This is a genomic window from Szabonella alba (assembly GCF_016765775.1).
Taxonomy (GTDB): Bacteria; Pseudomonadota; Alphaproteobacteria; order Rhodobacterales; family Rhodobacteraceae; genus Szabonella; species Szabonella alba.
The window spans coordinates 22,830-40,957 of record NZ_JAESVN010000001.1 but is presented as its reverse complement, the minus strand read 5'-3'; the positions used below and the strand labels follow the sequence as shown (position 1 = coordinate 40,957).

Sequence of the window (18,128 nt, the reverse complement as noted above, 5' to 3'; positions counted from 1 at the left end):
GGCGGAAGCCCCGACTGACCGCCTGAAAGTCCCCCCTATCGGCTGCGGGGCCTTCTGGAACTCTGATCCGCCTGTTCGCCGCCGCCCGGCGGCAATCCAATACAGTGACGGGCCGGGGCCTCGCGCCGTTCAGACCCGGCGGGCAGGCCATTCACCGCGCGCCACCGCCTCGACATAATCGACCATCTGCGGCAGGCAGACGGTCTGCAGGTCATAGCCCTCAACGATGCGGCGGCGCGCGGCCTCTCGCAACGGGATGAATTTCTCAGGCTCGGCCAGTGCCTCGATCAGCCGCGCCGACCAGCCTGCCACATCGAAGAAATCGACCAGCAGTCCGGTTTCCCCTTCGGTCAGCAATTCCTCGACCGGTGCCGTGCGCGACCCCACGACCAGACAGCCCGCCGCCATCGCCTCAAGCATCGACCATGACAGAACGAAAGGATAGGTCAGATAGGCATGGGCGCGGCTGATCTGCAAAAGCGAGACAAATTCAGGATAGGGCACGCGGCCCAGAAAATGCACGCGCGACAGGTCAAGCCGGTCGCGGACTTCATCCAGAAAGATGTCCTTCCATGTCTTTCCGCCCGGGGCCGGAGAGCCATAGCTGACATCATCGCCGCCGACGATGACGACCTGCGCCTGCGGCCGGGCCGCAAGGATTTCAGGCAGCGCGCGCATGAAGATGTGATAGCCGCGATAGGGTTCCAGATTGCGGTTCACGAAAGTCAGAACCTCATCCCCCGCGCGCAAGACCGTGCCATCTGGCAGGGTCAGGCTGGCCGCGGGGTCGGGGCGCAGCCGCCGGGTGTCCACGCCGTCAAAGATGACGCGGATCCGGTCCTGCAGAACCTCGGGATAGGTGCTGGCCTGCCAGCGCGTCGGCGCGAGCCCCGCATCGGCATGCAGCATCGCCTGCCCCAGATGCGCCGCCCGGCCCTGCGCAATGATGACCGGATCGAAGCCCGTGCGGGAAAATTCGGGATCAAAGCCCACATCCCGCCCGATGCCCCGATAATAGAACTCGGCATAGACGATCAGTTTCGCCTCAGGCCAGACCTCTTTCAGAAACAGCGTCTCGCCCCAGCCGGAATGACCGAAGATGACATCGGGCACATAGCCTTTCTTCTCGCGCAGTTGCAGGGCTGCGCGGGCCACGGTGACGCCCCGGTCCGACATCTGGGTGAAGTTCCGCCCCAGCCGGGTCGCCGCCGGGTCAACCTTCTGCGCCTCATGCCGGTAGCGCAGCACCGGCACGGGAGCGGTCCGCTGATTGACGGCATCGGTCAACGCAAGACAGTCATGCCCGCGCGCCTGCATCGCCGGGGCCAGATGCAGAAACTGGCCGGGAAAATTCTGATGAACGAACAGCACTTTCACGCAGGCACCTCGCCAAAGGCCGCCGCCATCAGGGCGCGGGTATAGGGATCGCGCGGCGCGCCGAATATCTCGGCACCGCCGCCTGCCTCGACCACATCGCCCGCTTTCATCACCATCACCTTATGGGCCATTGCGCGGACAACGCGCAGATCGTGACTGATGAACAGATAGGCCAGCCCCTGCCTGCGCTGCAATTCGCGCAGCAGGTCCACGATCTGCACCTGAACCGTCATGTCCAGCGCCGAGGTCGGTTCATCCAGCACGACCAGTTTCGGCCGCAGGATCATCGCGCGGGCAATCGCGACACGCTGGCGCTGCCCGCCGGAAAATTCATGCGGATAGCGGCCCATCATGGCCGGATCCAGCCCCACCTCGGTCAGGATTTCGGCCACCATGTCGCGCCGGTTGCGGCCCGGTTCCAGTCCATGCACGCCCAGACCCTCGGCGATGATCTGTTCGATTGTCATGCGCGGCGACAGGCTGCCGAACGGATCCTGAAACACCACCTGCATGTCGCGCCGCAGATCGCGCATCTGACGCGAGGACCAGCCCTGCACGTCACGCCCCATGAACACCACCGGCCCCTCGGACCGGATCAGCCGCAGAATGGCCAGCGCCAGCGTGGTCTTGCCCGAACCGCTTTCCCCGACGACGCCCAGTGTTTCGCCCGCGCGGATCGACAGGCTGGCCCCGTTCACCGCCTTCACATGGCCCACAGTGCGACGCAGAAATCCCTGCTGGATCGGGAACCAGACGCGCAGATTGTCAGTCCGCACGATCTCGGGCGCATCATCCGGCACCGGGTCGGGGTGACCCTTCGGTTCTGCCGCCAGCAGTTTGCGGGTATAGGGATGCTGCGGATCGGCGAAGATCGCGGCGGTCGGCCCCTGTTCGACAATCTGCCCGCCCTGCATCACGCAAACCCGGTCGGCGATGCGGCGCACGATGCCCAGATCATGGGTGATGAACAGCAGGGACAGCCCTTCGCGGTCCTTCAGATCCTTCAGCAGATCGAGGATCTGCGCCTGAATCGTCACATCCAGTGCGGTCGTGGGTTCATCCGCGACCAGCAGTTCCGGCCCGTTGGCCAGCGCCATCGCGATCATCACCCGTTGCCGCTGCCCGCCCGACAACTGATGCGGATAGGCGGTCAGGCGGCTTTCGGCATCGCGGATTCCGACCTTGTTCAGCAGATCCAGAATCCGCGCCCGTGCCGCAGCACCTTCAAGCCCCTGATGCAGGTGCAGGCTTTCGGCAAGCTGCTTTTCAATCGTGTGCAAGGGGTTCAGCGATGTCATCGGCTCCTGAAAGATGAAGCTGATATCATTGCCGCGCACCCGGCGCAGGTCAGGCTCAGGCGCGCCGACCATCTGCGTGCCGTTATACAGCACCGAGCCCGAAACCTCGGCGCTGTCGGGCAGCAGCGACACGGTCGACAGCGCCGTGACCGATTTGCCCGATCCGCTTTCCCCCACCAGCGCCACGGTTTCCCCGCGCCCCACGGTAAAGGACACGCCGCGCACCGCCTCGGTCACGCGGCCATCCTGCCGGAAACGCACCGACAGGTTTTCAACGCTCAGAACGGTCTCGGGGGCATTCATCGGAACGTCTTTCGCGGATCAAAGGCATCGCGCACGCCCTCGAAGATGAAGACCAGCAGCGACAGCATTACGGCAAAGACCGTGAAGGCGGTAAAGGCAAGCCAGGGCGCCTGAAGGTTGTTCTTGGCCTGCAGCGTCAGCTCCCCAAGGCTGGGGGCCGATGCGGGCAGGCCGAAGCCCAGAAAATCCAGCGCCGCAAGCGATCCGATCGTGCCGGTGATAATGAAGGGCAGCATGGTCAGCGTCGCCACCATCGCATTTGGCAGCACATGGCGGAACATGATGACCGCATCGGAAACTCCCAGCGCGCGGGCGGCCCGGACATATTCGAAATTCCGCGCCCGCAGGAATTCGGCCCGCACCACACCCACCAGCGCCGTCCACCCGAACAGCACCATCAGCCCGACCAGCAGCCAGAAATCCATAGCCCAGATCGCGGCGACGATGATGATGATGTAAAGGCTGGGCGTCGCCCCCCAGATCTCGATCAGCCGCTGGAAGATCAGATCGGTCAGCCCGCCGAAATAGCCCTGCACCGCCCCCGCCGTGATCCCCAGAACCGAGGTCAGGAAGGTCACGATCAGCGCGAAGGACACCGACAGCCGGAAGCCGTAGATCACCCGCGCCAGCACGTCGCGCGCGGTGTTGTCGGTGCCCAGCAGATGATTGCCATCGGGGGGCGACGGGGCCGCGCGGCCCAGATCGTTGATCGTGTTATAGCTGTAGGGGATCGGCGCCCAGAGGATCCAGCCCGGTTCGGCCCCCTCCAGCGTTCCGGCCTCAAGCGCCTCCATCGTCGCCTCGGGCTCATAGAGGCAATCCTCCATCCCGCCGCTCTGGATCAGGCAGCGCACTTCTGGGTCGCGGTATTTCGCCTCGGTCCGGAAATCGCCGCCAAAGGCGGTCTCGGGATAGAAGGTCAGGAAGGGCGTGCGCCATTCACCCTTGTAATTGACCATCAGCGGACGCTCATTCGCGATCAGTTCGGCCATCAGCGACAGGCCGAACAACACGGCAAAAATCCACAGCGACCAGAAGGCCCGGCGGTTGGCCTTGAAATTGCGCCAACGGCGCTGATTGAGCGGGGAAAGCGCCATGTCAGCCGCGCCTCTCGAAATCAATGCGCGGGTCGATCCAGACATACATCAGGTCCGAAAGGATCCCCACCAGCAGCCCCATCAGCGAAAAGAAGAACAATGTGCCGAAGATCACCGGATAATCCCGTTCCACCGCCGCACGGAAGCCAAGCTGCCCCAGCCCGTCCAGCGAAAAGATCGTCTCGATGATCAGCGAACCGCCGAAAAAGACCGACACGAACACCGCCGGGAAAGATGCGATGATGATCAGCATCGCATTGCGGAACACATGGCCGTACAGCACCGCCCCCTCGGTCAGGCCCTTGGCGCGTGCGGTCATGACGTATTGTTTCTTGATCTCGTCCAGAAAGCTGTTCTTGGTCAGCAGGGTCAGCGTCGCGAAGGATGCGATGGTCGAGGCCAGCACCGGCAGGGTGATATGCCACAGATAATCGCCGATCTTGCCCAGAAGGGACAATTCGCTGAAGTTATCCGAGGTCAGCCCCCGCAGCGGAAAGATCTGCCAGTAAGAACCGCCCGCGAACAACACCAGCAGCAGGATCGCGAACAGAAATCCCGGAATCGCATAGGCCACGATGATCAGCCCCGAGGTCCATGTATCGAAACTGGTGCCATCCTTCACCGCCTTGCGGATACCCAGCGGGATCGAGACCAGATAGGCGATCACCGTCGACCACAGCCCCAGCGTGATAGAGACCGGCATCTTTTCCAGCACCAGATCGACGACCGAGATCGAGCGGAAATAGCTTTCGCCGAAATCGAAGCGCATGTAATTCCACAGCATGTCGAAAAACCGCTCCAGCGGCGGTTTGTCGAAGCCGAACTGGCGTTCCAGTTCCTCGATGAATTCGGGCGGCAGACCGCGTGAGCCAAGATAGCGGTCATCGCCACCCGCTGCCGGAAGGTCGCCGCCGCTGCCCGAAATGCCCTGCAGCGCGTCGCCGCCGCCTTCAAGCCGGGCAAGCACCTGTTCCACCGGCCCGCCGGGCACGAACTGGACCAGCGTGAAATTGATGACCATGATGCCGATCAATGTCGGAATGATCAGCAGCAACCGCCGGAGAATATAGGCACCCATCTTAGCGGAGCGCCCCCTGCGCCCTCAGGCTGCCCAGCTTTTCCGTGTCCGACCACCACAATTCATCGCCGCGCGAATAGGGCGGCTGCTGGCCCGGTTTGCCGAAGACATCCCAATAGGCAACCAGATGCTGCCCGCTATACCAGTTGGGCACCCAGATATGTTTCGCGCGCAGCACACGGTCCAGCGCGCGGGACCGGATCTCCACCTCTTCGCGGGTTTTCGATGCGATGATCTTTTCGATCAGCGCATCGACCACCGGATCAGCGACACCAGCCAGATTGGCCGAGCCTTTTGCCTCGGCCGCAGCGGATGAGAAAATCTGCCGCAATTCCATCGAGGGCGTCAGCGACATGACGAAACGCCCGGACATGATGTCATAGTTGAAATCATCCTGCCGCTGCTGGATCTGCGCCGCGTCGATGCGCGTGATCTTCGCGTCGACGCCAAGGGCGCGGAGGTTGGACACATAGGGCGCCAGCACCCGTTCCATCGTGGGCTGGTCCTCGATGAATTCCAGCGTGAAAACCTCTCCGGCCGCATTGCGGCGCAGGCCGTCGGCGCCAACCTCCCATCCCGCCTCATCCATCAGGGCCGAGGCGGCCCGCAGCGCGCGCCGGTCAAGCTGCCGGGTCGTGCTTTCGGTGGGGGTGAAGGCAGGCTCGGTAAAGATTTCGGGCGGCAACTGGTCGCGAAATTCCTCCAGCAGCGCCAGTTCCTCCCCCTCGGGCAGACCTTCGGCCTGCAGCGGCGAGTTTTCAAAGAAACTGTCAGTGCGGTTATACAGACCGAAGAACAGCGTTTCATTTGACCATTCGAAATTGAACATCATCCCCAGCGCCTCACGCACGCGGGGGTCCTGAAACTTGGCCAGACGCAGGTTGAACCAGAAGCCCTGCGTTCCGGCGGGGCGGTTGTCGGGCAGTTCCTCCTTGACGACCCAGCCACGCGACACGGCGGGGAAATCATATCCCGTGGCCCAGATCAGCGAGGAAAATTCCTGATGGAACAGATAGCCGCCGGATTTGAACGCCTCGAAAGCCGCCGTTGAATCCTGATAATATTCATAGACATAGCATTCGAAATTGCCGGACCCGATATTCACCGGCAGATCCTTGGCCCAGTAATCGGGATTCCTGCAATACTCGATGGACCGGCCCGGCTGCGCGTCGCGGATGACGAACTGGCCCGACCCGACCGGCGGCACCATGGTCGATTCCGCGAATTCCACCGTTTCATAATAATGTTTCGGCAGGATCGACAGCCCCCCCGCCAGGGCGGGCAGATCGCGGGTCGAGGCGCCTTCGCGGAAGGTGAATTTTACGCGATGCGGCTCCAGCGCCTCGACGCTTTCGATGTCGCGCAGGATCACCTGATAGGAGGGCGAACCCTTTTCGACCAGCACCTGATGGGTAAACACCACATCCTCGGCGGTGATCGGCGTGCCGTCGGAAAACCGCGCCTCGGGGCGCAAGTTGAAGATCACCCAACTGCGGTCTTCGGGATATTCCAGCGTTTCCGCCACCAGCCCATAGGCCGCGTCCGGTTCATCCGTGGAACCGGCCAGCAGGCTGTCATACAAAAGGCCAAGACCCTGCGCAGCCTGTCCCTTGAGGATGAAAGGGTTCAGACTGTCAAACGTGGTCGAGGCCCCGGTGCCGCGAAAGGTCATGCGTCCGCCCTGTGGTGCGTTGGGGTCGACCAGATCGAAATGCGGGAAATCGGCGGGATATTTCAATTCGCCGAAGGTCGAGATCCCGTGCGATACAATGGTTTCCGACCGCGCCATGCCGACAACCGCGGCCAGCGCCAACAGGGATACTCCCAGAACCCGGGCAACCCCCGCCCGGTCCGGCAGGGCCGTCGCGGTTGCGGCACGGCGCTTCGGGGGCGTTGGGGTCTGTGGCTTCATGGCAATAGATCCTTCCTGTTGGCGCGCGCGCTGCCTGATCCCCTTTGATCGGGTCCCGGGCGGGCGGCATTCCGAATATCTTACCCTAGAACGCGGAATGTCGATGCCTCAAGCCGCGATCAGAGGCGGAAGTTTCGAATCTGTGATCGCGCGTGACGGCAGATGTGAAAAGGGCCGCCCCTGCGGACGGCCCGATGCGCAAATTCCGCGCGATATCAGTTCTGCGTGGCCAGATAGGCAATCAGATCGGCGCGTTCCTGCGCGCGCGGGATCCCGGCAAAGCTCATTTTTGTGCCGGGCGCATAGTTGCGCGGGCTCTGGATGAAGGCGTCGAGACTTTCCGGTGTCCAGGTCTCCGAGGCCATGCCCGCCAGAACCGGCGAATAGGCATAGCCCTCCGAGGCGGCCTTGGCCTTGTTCACGATTCCGTCCAGATGCGGACCGGTACCGTCGGTGCCGTCCAGCTTGTGACAGGCCCGGCATTTCGACCATGCGCGCTCACCCGCGGCGGCATCGGCGCTGGCAAAGATTTCCTCAAAGCTCGGGCCTTCGCCTTCGGCGGGCGCTTCCTCGACACCGGTGTCGATGACATAGGCCTGATTCTCGGCCCCATGGGCCCCGCCGGGATGATAAATGATTTCTGCAGCCCAACCGCCCAGCATGAACACGAGCAGCGAGCCGCAACCCGCACCCACCACCTTGGTCATCGTCATCGTGTCGAACATGTCGCGCCTCATGTCAGCAAGCTCTTTGAGGGCTTCTAACCGCTTCCCCCTGCCGGTTTCAAGGTATACTAGCGCGACGAAACGCCCCTGTCGGGGCTTTTGACAGGCAGGATGGCAGATTATGACCGGACGCATCGCCTTTCAGGGGGAATTGGGCGCCTATTCGCATGAGGCCTGCCGTCAGGCACGGCCCGGGTATGAGGTTCTGCCCTGCCGCACCTTCGAGGATGCGATCGAGGCCTGCCGCGCCGGTGAGGCGGATCTGGCCATGCTTCCGGTCGAGAACTCGACCTATGGGCGGGTGGCCGATATCCATGCGCTTTTGCCCGGATCGGGGCTGCGCATCATCGACGAGGCCTTCGTGCGCGTGCATATCGCATTGTTGTCGGTGAAGGGCACGCCGCTGTCGCAGGTCGAGGCGGCCATGAGTCATACTGTCCTGCTGGGCCAGTGCCGAGGGTTTCTGAAAGACCACGGCCTGAAGGCGATGACCGGCGCCGACACCGCCGGTTCGGCCAAGATCGTGGCGGAACGGGGGGATCCGAAACTGGCGGCCCTTGCCTCGGAACTGGCAGGTGAGATTTACGGGCTGGACGTGCTGGCCCGGCAGATCGAGGACCAGTCGAACAACACGACCCGGTTTCTTGTCATGGCGCGCGAGGCCGATCATTCCCGTCGCGGCGCGCAGATGATGACAACGTTCACCTTCCGCGTCCGCAACATCCCGGCAGCCCTTTACAAGGCCATGGGCGGTTTCGCGACCAATGGCGTGAACATGACCAAGCTGGAAAGCTATATGGTCGGCGGCAGTTTCACCGCGACGGAATTCTATGCCGATATCGAGGGCCATCCCGACGATGCCAATGTCCGCCTTGCGATGGAGGAATTGCGCTATTTCACCTCGGCGATGGATATCCTCGGCGTCTATCCGGCCGATCCGCGCCGCATCTGACCGGGTTCACATCTGACAGGCCCCGGGGCGGCCCTTGCCACCGGTCAGCCCCACAGCAACCGGTCAGCCCCGCAGCGAGGCGCGGTAACGATCTTCGATATCGGCGGCCATCCGGGCGACGCGCAGGTCAAACCGGCGGTTGACCCTGGATTTCGCCAGTTTCAATGATTGCAGGAACAGGCGCGCGGCCAAGCTGCGCGGCTTGACCTCAAACCCCACCGTGATCCGCGTCCGGCGCGGCCCCATTTCCACCAGATCAAATTCCAGTCGCCCATCGGCGGGCGCGGCCTTGCCGTCCAGAATCAGCCGTTGACCGGGCAGCATTTCCGCCAGTGCGATGTCCATCTTGCGCAGTTTGCCGCGATAGATGAATTCGACATGCCAGCCCATGCCGGGGCCGGGCGCGGCCATACGGTCGGTGCGGATCACCTCGGCGCCGCGCCGCATGGCCGCGCGTTCCCATGTCTCAAAATCCGACAGGGCGGCAAAGACATTGTCCAAAGGGGCTTCGATATCTTCCCGTGTCGAGAATTTCATGTGTTGTCCGCCCCTTCACCCCGTTTGCGCCGCCCCGGCGGCTGTCATTTCCGGCCGGTTTCTCCGGCCTTGCCCTGCGCGCGCGCCTTTCAGGGATCGCGCCGCGCGGGATTCTGGCCTCAATCCTGCCAGTCTGCAAGCCAGTTGGCGATCAGCGCATGGGCAATCGCGCCTTTGCGGGCCGGTTTGATCCGCGGATGGGTTCCGGCCATCGCCGCGACCATCTCTTCGCGGCTGACCCAGAAGGCATCTTCCAGTTCGGCCGGATCAATGCGGATCTCTTCGCCTTCCGCCTCGGCCTGAAATCCGATCATCAGCGAGGCCGGAAACGGCCAGGGCTGACAGGCGACATAGCGCACCGCGCCGACCGGGATGCCGGTCTCCTCCATCACCTCGCGGCGCACGGCGGCCTCCAGCGTCTCGCCGGGTTCGACAAAGCCCGCAAGGCAGGAATACATCCCCTCGGGCCAGCCCGGAGAGCGCCCCATCAGCACCGAATTGCCCCGCGTGACCAGCATGATGACAACCGGATCGGTGCGCGGGAAATGCTGCGCCCCGCAGGCGGCGCAGCCGCGCTGCCAGCCGCCATTGACCGGTTCCGAGGCCGCACCGCAAACCGCACAATGGCGGTGCGAGCGATGCCAGTGCAACAGCGCCTTGGCTGTGGCGGCCAGTTCGGCCTCGGGCGCCGACAAGGCCAGCATCACACCGCGCAACTCGACAAAGCCGTGATCCCCGGGCAGGGCAGGATGGACCTGCCGCGAGGGGTCGAAAAACCCCGCCTGCACCGCCTCGGCCCCCGCCTCGGGCGACCAGTCGGAAATGTCACAGGCGAAATGCGCCACACCGTCGATGCGGCCCAGAAACAGCGGTTCTGCGCCATGGGCCAGTGCCGGGCTGTCCGCTGCGACCCAGCCCAGCCCGGCCACCTCGGGCCCGGCCCCAAGATCACGTTCGACCACCAGCGGCTTGCCCCGCCAGACCGGCAGCACGCGCCCGCCCGCCGCCAGCAGCCGCGCAAGTTCCGCCGCATCACAGCGCAGGGCGGCGTCCCGGTCCAGCCCGCCGCCCGCGAAGGCCATGGCGAATCCCTGTTTCATGAAAGACCTTCCCTCCGACATTTCCGCCAAGGGGTCGCATGCCCAAGGCATTTGCGCAATCACCCCGCTACCGAAGACCCGGCGCAACCCAGACATGAATCGACCGCCTGCGACGTTGGTCCAAGTAGAAGGCCTGACCGAAATCGATTACGGTCCCGTCGAATTAGGCAACCATGATCTAGCTGGCCCTACATGGAGGAGCCCCGATGCGCCCGGTGGGCATGTCGAGACCGCAGGGGACAATCATGTGATCAATGCCATGACGGCAACCCAGCCCGACCTTGATCCGCGCTGTCCGGGCGCAGCAGAGATTCACTTGCGGCTTATGGCCACTTCGGATCTGCATGTGCATGTCGGTTCGTTCGACTATTACCACGAAACCGAAATTGCGAATGCAGGGCTGGCACGCACCGCAACGCTGATCGACCAGCTGCGGGCCGAAGCGCCGAACAGCCTGCTGCTGGACAATGGCGACTTTCTGCAAGGCAGTCCGATGGGCGATTACATCGCCCATGCAAGGGGCCTTAAAGAGGGCGATCTGCATCCGATCCTCGCGGCGATGAACCTGCTTGGCTATGATGCCGCAGCGCTTGGCAATCACGAATTCAACTACGGGGTGCCCTTTCTGGACCGCGCGCTGGCCCGGGCCGGATTTCCGGTCCTTTCGGCCAATGCGGTCACCCGGCGGGGCAGCGATCCGCGCCGCGACACCCGCAGCTTTGCGCCCTACGCGTTGCTGGACCGTATCCTGACCGATGGTTCGGGCCGCCCGCACCGGTTGCGGATCGGGGTCATCGGTCTGTTGCCGCCGCAGATCACGACATGGGACCGCTGCCTGCTTCGTGGCCGGATTGAGACCCGCTGCATGATCGAGACCGCCCGCGCGCTGCTGCCGGAACTGCGCGAGGCGGGTGCGGATCTGATCGTGGCACTGGCCCATAGCGGGATCAGCGGCCAGCCCGCCGAGGACGGGATGGAGAACGCCGCCCTGCCGCTGGCCCGCCTTGACGGGATCGACGCGCTGATCACCGGGCATTCGCATCTGGTGTTTCCCTCGCCTCTGTTCGAAGGCATCGCCGGGGTGGATGCGGTGGCAGGCCGGCTGGCGGGAAAACCTGCGGTCATGCCCGGATTCTGGGGCTCGCATCTGGGGGTGATCGACCTGCTGCTGACCCCTGCGGACCGGGGCTGGCGGGTTGCGGCCCATGCCAGTTCTGTCCGGCCCGTGGCACGGCGCGACCAGTCCGGCACGCTTCGCCCGCTTGTCCCGGCGTCAGATCGCGTGCTGGACAGTGTCGGACGCATCCATACCGAAACGCTTGACTTCATGCGCCGCAAGGTCGGGGTCACCAAATCGCCGCTGCACAGCTATTTCGCGCTCGTCGCGCAGTCGGAATCTGTGCAACTGGTCTGCCGCGCGCAGGAATGGCATCTGCGGCCGCTGCTGGAGGGCACACCCCATGCCGGACTGCCGATTCTGTCGGCCGCCGCCCCGTTCAAGGCCGGTGGCCGGGCCGGGCCGGACCATTACACCAGCGTCCCCGCAGGCGGCCTGCAATGGCGCAACCTTGCCGATCTTTACAGCTTTCCCAATACGATCTGCGCGGTCCGCATCACCGGGAAACTGCTGCGCGACTGGCTGGAACGCTCGGCCGCGATCTTCCGGCAGATCCGCCCCGGCGCGACCGATCAGCCCCTGATCGACCCGGAATTTCCGTCCTACAACTTCGACACCATCACCGGCATCACTTATGAGATCGACCTGTCCCGCGCACCCCGCTTTGACCCTCTGGGCCGGCCGCTCGACCGGCGCGCCGGTCGGATCCGCCGATTGCGCCATCTTGGCAGGCCCGTCGATCCCGATGCAGAATTCATCGTCGCCACGAACAATTACCGGGTGAATATCTGCGATGATCTGGCAGGCCCCGGACGCAGCCGCGTGATCCATGAGGCCCCGATCACCAATCGCGATATTCTGATGCGCTATATCGCGGCCCGCGACGAAATGCCCGGCGGCCCGGTCACCGTCTCTGACCCCTGCCCTGCCAGCGTGAACTGGCGCTTCACCCCGATCCGCGACACAACCGCCCTGTTCGAGACCAGCCCCCGCGCCTGCGCGCATCTGGCCGATCTTCCGACCCATCTGCGGCTGGAGCCCGCCGGGATGACCGAAGGCGGCTTCGCCCAATACCGGCTGCATCTGTGAACCCGCCAGATGCAGCAAGCGGATGCCCCGCGCGACTGCTTCCCTTCGCTGTCACGGCGGGTTAGGTTTCCGCCTGACGACCCGCCCCAAGTGCCCCGCCCCTTGTGCCCCGCCCTCCCGGTGCCCCACCCTTGAGCCGTGATGGCATGGCAGACCGAGGAAACCCGATGTTCAGTGCCGTGATCTTTGACCTAGACGGAACACTTCTGGATACGGAACGCTGCACCGGTGAGGCCGGTCTGCGCGCCTTTTCGCGTTTCGGCATCGAACTGGAGCAGGATTTTCTGCATTGCATGATCGGCAAGGATGAAAAGGCCTGCGACCTGATTCTGGGCCAGCAGTTTCCGGGTCTCGACATCACCGCCCTGCGCGACGACTGGGGGCGGGAGATCGACCTTGCCTACGCGGCGGGCATCCCGCTGAAACCCGGCGTGCACGAACTTTTTGCGCGTCTGGACCATCCGCGCGCGCTGGCCACCTCCTCCTCACGCCTGCAGGCAAGGCGGAAACTGGACCTCACAGGGCTGACCTCGGCCTTTGCGCAGGTCGTGACCGTGGATGATGTGGAACGGCCCAAACCCGCACCGGATGCTTTCCTGCTGGCGGCAAGGCTGCTGGGGCATCCGCCCTCGGCCTGTGTCGCCTTCGAGGACAGTGAGGCGGGCGCCGAAGCCGCCCATGCGGCAGGCATGACCGTGGTGCAGGTTCCTGACATCCTGCCCGCCTCGGGCCGTTTCGCGCATCTTGTGGCCGACAGTCTGCTGGACGGGGCAAGGCGGATCGGGCTTCTGCCTGTCTGACCCCCCCATCGCATCTTGCACCGCCCGACGCTGCGGCCTATATGGAACGCGAGAGGTTGGCGCGGGCGAGCGCCTCGCCAACCCGGTCAGGTCCGGAAGGAAGCAGCCGTAACGAGCCCCGCTTGGGTCGTTGTCCAGCCTCTCACCCTCCCCCACCCTAAATCGTTGAATTCGCAAAAAACCCTTGGATCGCAAGGGGCTTTGCCAGGGTCAGGACCCATTGATGGGCCTGTTTCTGTCCAATCTGAGTGATTCAGGTTCCCGCACTGACGTTGTGGTGATGCGAAATCTTTGCTGACCGCCGAACAGACGGCGCAGTTACGGTCGTTATTTCCGCTCATGCGCCGCAATCCCCGTTCCCGGCCCCATTCCGGACGGCGCAGCGGGCCGTCAGGACCCCGTCCGATTGCATCAGGACAAAGCAGCATCCGGGGCTGAACCGAGCGGATAGCGGTTGCCCCGCCACGATACCTACGCCCGAAAGGCTGCACCGGATGTCATGATCGCGTTGCGCGAGTGCCAGATTGTCGGTTGCAACCGCTGGCCACATGTTGCTGAATGAAGCAATCTATTCTGAGCGGCACATTGGAACTACGCGGAGCATTGAATGTCAGACCTTTCTGTTTCAGCTGACGAACTCAAGCGGCTTCTGAAGATGGCGGCAAAATCCCCCCTTCCCTTCGCCTATTGCCCGGGACCGAATGTCGAGGGCGACCTGTTTGCGCTGCACCGGACCAAATCAGGCGAGGTTCTGGCCAAATCGCTGCGGGCGGCGGGCGATGGCAACAAGGTGGCTTTCGGCACGGCCGAGGTGGAGGGAAAGCTGGTTTCACTGCGCTGCGACAGGCTGCTTCCGTCGCTCGCCAAGAAGCTCAAGAAGTTTCTCCGCGCCAATCAGCTCAACCGGAATGTCCGTATTCTGGATGCCAATGGCAATGTCATCGAAGAGGATATCGAGGACCTGCCCGACACCGGTCCGGAGGATCAGGACGAAAGCGCCGTTGACGTCGCCGAGGCCCCCGAGGCAGAGGATCAGGACGCGGAGGGGCCCGAAACCGACCCGGCCCAACCCTCGGCCGATCTGGCGGCCCGGGCAAAGGCGCTGCATCCCCGCGTCATGGCCATACCCGACCCGGCGGGCCAGAAGCTCCGGCAGGCCTTTGCCGGGGCGGGCGGTCTGATCCGGTCGGGCGACGACGCGGGTGCAGTTGCGGCGCTGGACAGGATTGAGGATGTTCTGACCCGGATGTCGGCCGCCACCAGTGATCCCGCCCCGGCCCAGCAGACCGATCAGCCGACAGATCCCGCCGGATCGACCGCCGAACGCAAGCTGCTGGAGGCCGCCGCCGCTTTGGTCAAGCGGATCAATGCGTTGGGCGAAGAAACCGCACGGGCCAGCCTGATTGCCCGGATGAAGGATGTGGTCAGTGCGATCCGCGAGGCTGCGGTGGAGCGTGCGATCAATGGCATGAAGCAGGTGCAGCGGGATCTGTTGCTGGCGGAGGGCCAAGGCGCGGACAGCACCCGCGACCCGCTGGATGTCTGGAACGCGGCCAAGGAGGCTACCGATGTAGCCATTGGCGCCCTTCAGTCAAAGCTGGGCCAGATCGCTGACCCCGATCTTGAGCGGATCGCCAAGTTTGGCCTGAACGGCATAACCGAGGGCAATCAGACGGCACTGATGAAGCATCTGTTTGCATACCGTCAGTCCACCGGCGAGGCCCGCGCAAAGGCCGCCGCGGCCCTGCGCAGCCAGACCGCCGCCTACCGGGCCTTCCTGCAATCGAATGAGCTGATTGACCTGTGTGAGAACAACCCCTTTGGCGTCGCGGTCGATCTGCGCGGCCCGCTTGGCACGGCACTTGCCGAGATTGACCGGCTTGCCGCCTGAGGGAGACGCCATCCGGCGGCTTCTGCAATACCATTCTGACTGACTGGAGAGACCGATGCCCGACCCAACGCTCGACCTCAAGAGTTCCGTCACCGACTGGATCGCGGCCTTCAACCGCGCAAAGGGCTGGGAAACGCTGCGCAAGAATCCCGTAGTGCCGAAGGCCACAGATTTGCGCAGCTCTCCCGACCGGCAACTGGCCGGGGAAATGGCGGCGCGCCTTGCGGGTGATGACAAACAGGCGCTGACCGATGCGATCAGCAAGGATGATATCGCGCTCAAGGATCTGGAACGCCGGGTCGCGGCGGCGCAGCCGGGTGATGATATTGACGCATTGCAGGTCCAGCTTGAACAGCTGCGTGCCGGCCTTTCGGAACAGCGCGCCAATCTGGCCATCGTGGAACGGATCGAAAAGCGTCTGGCCCGTCTTGTGATGATGGAAGGCAACCTGCCCGACGATCTCAAGAAGGTCCGCAAGGACAATGTCGCCCTGCGCGACCGGGCCGCCGAGGCCGGATTCGACCCCGCCGCGCTTGACCAGAAACAGCTTGCCGGATTCCGGCGGGCGCATGTCGACATGCAGAAGAACATCGACAATGCCCGCGCCGAGGTGATGACGATCACCACCGACAAGACCGGCAAGACCCGCAGCTATGCCATCATCAACGGCAAGGAATACAAGGTTTTGTATGGCCTGCTGGAACAGTCCCTGCTGGTCCTGCAGACCGAGGGGGTGGAAAGGGCTTATCAGAAAATTCTGGAGGTGCAGACCCTTCTGGGCAACTACCGCAGCGCCCGGACCGGGGGAACAGTGAACACCGCCCCTCCCAGCCCGATCGAGGGGTCGGGGCTGGATGGGCCGTTCCGCAATGCCCGAGACCTGATCGACGGCATCCGCCAGCGCGGCCTTGATGCGACGGCAACGGCCCTGCAAACCGCCCGCGATGATCTTTACCGCGATGTCGAGGCGGCGGTACTGGCCAAGGAGGATGGGATCAGGGAGGGATATCTTGACCTGATCGAGGTCATCGTGTCCGGAGCGCAGCGGGCGCGGGACGATGCGGTTGCGATCCAGTCAGTGCTTGCCGGGGTCAACACAGACATTGCCACGCTGGTCGCCAATGGCCATCGGGTCGATGATGAGCGCACCCTTGTCGCCGATTTCCTGAAGGACGCAGCCGCGCAGTCGCAGACCAGCATCACGGTCGGGCGCGCGCATGAACTGGCAACCGAAATCCGTCAGCGGCTGAAAGACGCCACCGATGCCGATCTGGCCTTGGAGGGTCTGGACCGGGACGACATGCGGGCTGATGTCGAGGAGCTTGCCGGGCGGTTTGGCACGTTCTTCAGTCACAACATCTTCACCGGCAAAATCCGCACCCAGACCGACACAAAATCGCAGGAAAAGAAGAATGTCCGCGCCAACAAGGACATCCCCCGCGCCGCTTTGGACGAGATCGAGCTTCAGTTGATGGCGGCGCGGCAGTTGCTTGACAGCGACTCGGTCGAGGCGCTGCGGACGGCAGATGATTATCTGCAAGGCGTGAATACCTTTGTCACCACGATCGAGAATGATCCCAAGGTGTATTCCCACCTTGAAGACGGCTTCAAGAAGGTCGAGACGGCAATCAAGAAGCTGGAAAGCGACTATCGGCTGTACCTGCCCGGTGACCGGCTGGACCTGATGGCAAAGCTGACCGATCTGCGCGACGGTCAGTACACACGTCCCCAGGACACGGTAAATAGAGATACCGAGAAGCTGGCCGAAAAGGTCGAGGCGCTCGGCACCGAAGTGAGGAGCCTTCAGGTCAGAAAGCGTGCGCTGGCCACGAGGGCTGATGCTGTGGACGACCTGATCAAGAATATCGGCAAGGTGCTCAAGGGCAAGAAAGCCTTCGTCGATCTGGACGGATATTACGGGCCCGAAATCGGCCAGATGATGCAGGTCCGCGATCAGATTGCCGAACGCACCGAACAATCGCTGAGCAATGCCGAAACCGACATCATCTCGATGCAGGCCAAACTTCTGCTGGCACTCGACTCGGCCAGAAACTGGGCGGCGAAAAAGGGGCTGGACGATGCGGGCATCAGCGCGCTGGACACGCTGCTGTCCGAGGCGCGCCAGGGCCAGACGGCCCATGACGCTGACGAGGCCGCCAAGACCGATTTCGAAAGCGCGGTGAAGACGCTGGGCGGCGACATCGCTTCGGTCAAGAAGATGCTTGAAAAGCTCAAGGCCGACCCCGGAGAGATTTTGACGCTTGAAGCAAAGCGTACGGCCCTGAAGGCCGATGTCGGAAAAACAGGAAAGTTCAAGGCCGGCCTTGAAGAGGCCAAGGCATTGAAAAGCCGCGTCAATCAGGTGCATGACGACACCGAAAGCGCGGCCGCGGTGCTGGATGCCGGTCTGGCGCAAGCGGCAGCCGCCTGCGTCCATATGGTCGATGGCTTTGTCACCAAACTCGACACCTTCGTCGCCGACGCGATCCTTCCGGCCGGTCAGACCGATGGCAGCAACGAATTCGACACGTTCGATAAGGACAAGATCATGTCGTTCTTCACCAAGCTGGCCCAGGCGGTGCGTGGCACCGGTACCGACGCCCTGAAAACCAATGCCGCCATTGTCGCGGACCGTTCGGCAGGCATCCCGGCCCGCAAGAAGGCCCGAGAGGCCGCGCTGTCGGAACTGCGCAAGCTGATGGCGTTGTTCGATTCGTTTCAGCCCATGCTGCATTTCCGCAGCCATCCCTTTTCGACCGGTGACGCCAGCACCCGCGCCGCCAGCGCACGCCAGGCAATGCCCCGGCTGGAAATGCGCCTATTGACCGCCATCAAGGATTGATCCGGCCCCA

13 protein-coding genes and 1 other RNA gene are annotated in these 18,128 nt (G+C 63.5%); 6 read left to right on the top strand and 8 right to left on the bottom strand.

The features are described from left to right. Window positions 1-129: 129 nt before the first annotated feature. The 6 genes from JL811_RS00175 to JL811_RS00150 all read right to left on the bottom strand — a co-directional run bounded on the left by JL811_RS00175 (window position 130) and on the right by JL811_RS00150 (window position 7,790). Complete coding sequence (locus tag JL811_RS00175) at window positions 130-1,377, bottom strand: glycosyltransferase (protein ID WP_202686205.1); 1,248 nt, start codon at window positions 1,375-1,377, stop codon at window positions 130-132. Next, a complete protein-coding gene (locus tag JL811_RS00170) occupies window positions 1,374-2,978 on the bottom strand; it encodes an ABC transporter ATP-binding protein (RefSeq protein WP_202686203.1) in 1,605 nt (534 codons plus the stop codon). Before JL811_RS00170 ends, JL811_RS00175 begins: the two co-directional genes overlap by 4 nt. Next, the gene (locus JL811_RS00165) at window positions 2,975-4,075 is read right to left on the bottom strand and encodes an ABC transporter permease (RefSeq protein WP_202686201.1); all 1,101 of its coding nucleotides are present in this window, start codon (window positions 4,073-4,075) and stop codon (window positions 2,975-2,977) included. The genes JL811_RS00170 and JL811_RS00165 overlap by 4 nt, the downstream gene beginning before the upstream one ends. Window position 4,076: 1 nt before the next feature. Beyond that, the gene (locus JL811_RS00160) at window positions 4,077-5,153 is read right to left on the bottom strand and encodes a microcin C ABC transporter permease YejB (protein WP_202686199.1); all 1,077 of its coding nucleotides are present in this window, start codon (window positions 5,151-5,153) and stop codon (window positions 4,077-4,079) included. A gap of 1 nt (window position 5,154) precedes the next feature. Further along, window positions 5,155-7,065 (bottom strand): extracellular solute-binding protein, encoded by a 1,911-nt coding sequence (locus JL811_RS00155; RefSeq protein ID WP_202686197.1) that lies wholly within the window; start codon window positions 7,063-7,065, stop codon window positions 5,155-5,157. Window positions 7,066-7,280: 215 nt separating this feature from the next. Next, window positions 7,281-7,790 carry a c-type cytochrome gene (locus JL811_RS00150; protein WP_202687132.1) on the bottom strand — a complete coding sequence of 170 codons (510 nt, stop codon included), beginning with the start codon at window positions 7,788-7,790 and terminating at the stop codon, window positions 7,281-7,283. 121 nt (window positions 7,791-7,911) lie between these two features. Between JL811_RS00150 and JL811_RS00145 the strand changes: the two genes are divergently transcribed. After that, window positions 7,912-8,742 carry a prephenate dehydratase gene (locus JL811_RS00145; RefSeq protein WP_202686195.1) on the top strand — a complete coding sequence of 277 codons (831 nt, stop codon included), beginning with the start codon at window positions 7,912-7,914 and terminating at the stop codon, window positions 8,740-8,742. 63 nt (window positions 8,743-8,805) lie between these two features. Here the strand turns inward: JL811_RS00145 and JL811_RS00140 are convergent, their stop codons facing one another. Beyond that, the gene (locus tag JL811_RS00140; protein ID WP_202686193.1) at window positions 8,806-9,279 is read right to left on the bottom strand and encodes an SRPBCC family protein; all 474 of its coding nucleotides are present in this window, start codon (window positions 9,277-9,279) and stop codon (window positions 8,806-8,808) included. Window positions 9,280-9,398: 119 nt separating this feature from the next. Further along, the gene (gene nudC, locus JL811_RS00135) at window positions 9,399-10,379 is read right to left on the bottom strand and encodes an NAD(+) diphosphatase (protein WP_202686191.1); all 981 of its coding nucleotides are present in this window, start codon (window positions 10,377-10,379) and stop codon (window positions 9,399-9,401) included. Window positions 10,380-10,626: 247 nt separating this feature from the next. Here nudC and JL811_RS00130 point away from each other — a divergent pair, with 247 nt between their 5' ends. From JL811_RS00130 to JL811_RS00110, 5 genes are all read left to right on the top strand, one after another. Further along, window positions 10,627-12,585, top strand: coding sequence for a bifunctional 2',3'-cyclic-nucleotide 2'-phosphodiesterase/3'-nucleotidase (locus tag JL811_RS00130; protein ID WP_337924695.1), 1,959 nt, complete (start codon window positions 10,627-10,629; stop codon window positions 12,583-12,585). Between the two features lie 167 nt (window positions 12,586-12,752). Then, entirely contained in the window at window positions 12,753-13,385 is a 633-nt protein-coding gene (locus tag JL811_RS00125; protein WP_202686189.1) for an HAD family hydrolase, read from the top strand. 50 nt (window positions 13,386-13,435) lie between these two features. Beyond that, an RNA gene (gene ffs, locus JL811_RS00120) (signal recognition particle sRNA small type) lies at window positions 13,436-13,532 on the top strand. Window positions 13,533-13,992: 460 nt separating this feature from the next. Continuing rightward, window positions 13,993-15,276 carry a hypothetical protein gene (locus JL811_RS00115; protein ID WP_202686187.1) on the top strand — a complete coding sequence of 428 codons (1,284 nt, stop codon included), beginning with the start codon at window positions 13,993-13,995 and terminating at the stop codon, window positions 15,274-15,276. Window positions 15,277-15,331: 55 nt separating this feature from the next. Further along, the gene (locus tag JL811_RS00110; RefSeq protein ID WP_202686185.1) at window positions 15,332-18,118 is read left to right on the top strand and encodes a hypothetical protein; all 2,787 of its coding nucleotides are present in this window, start codon (window positions 15,332-15,334) and stop codon (window positions 18,116-18,118) included. Window positions 18,119-18,128: the final 10 nt, after the last annotated feature.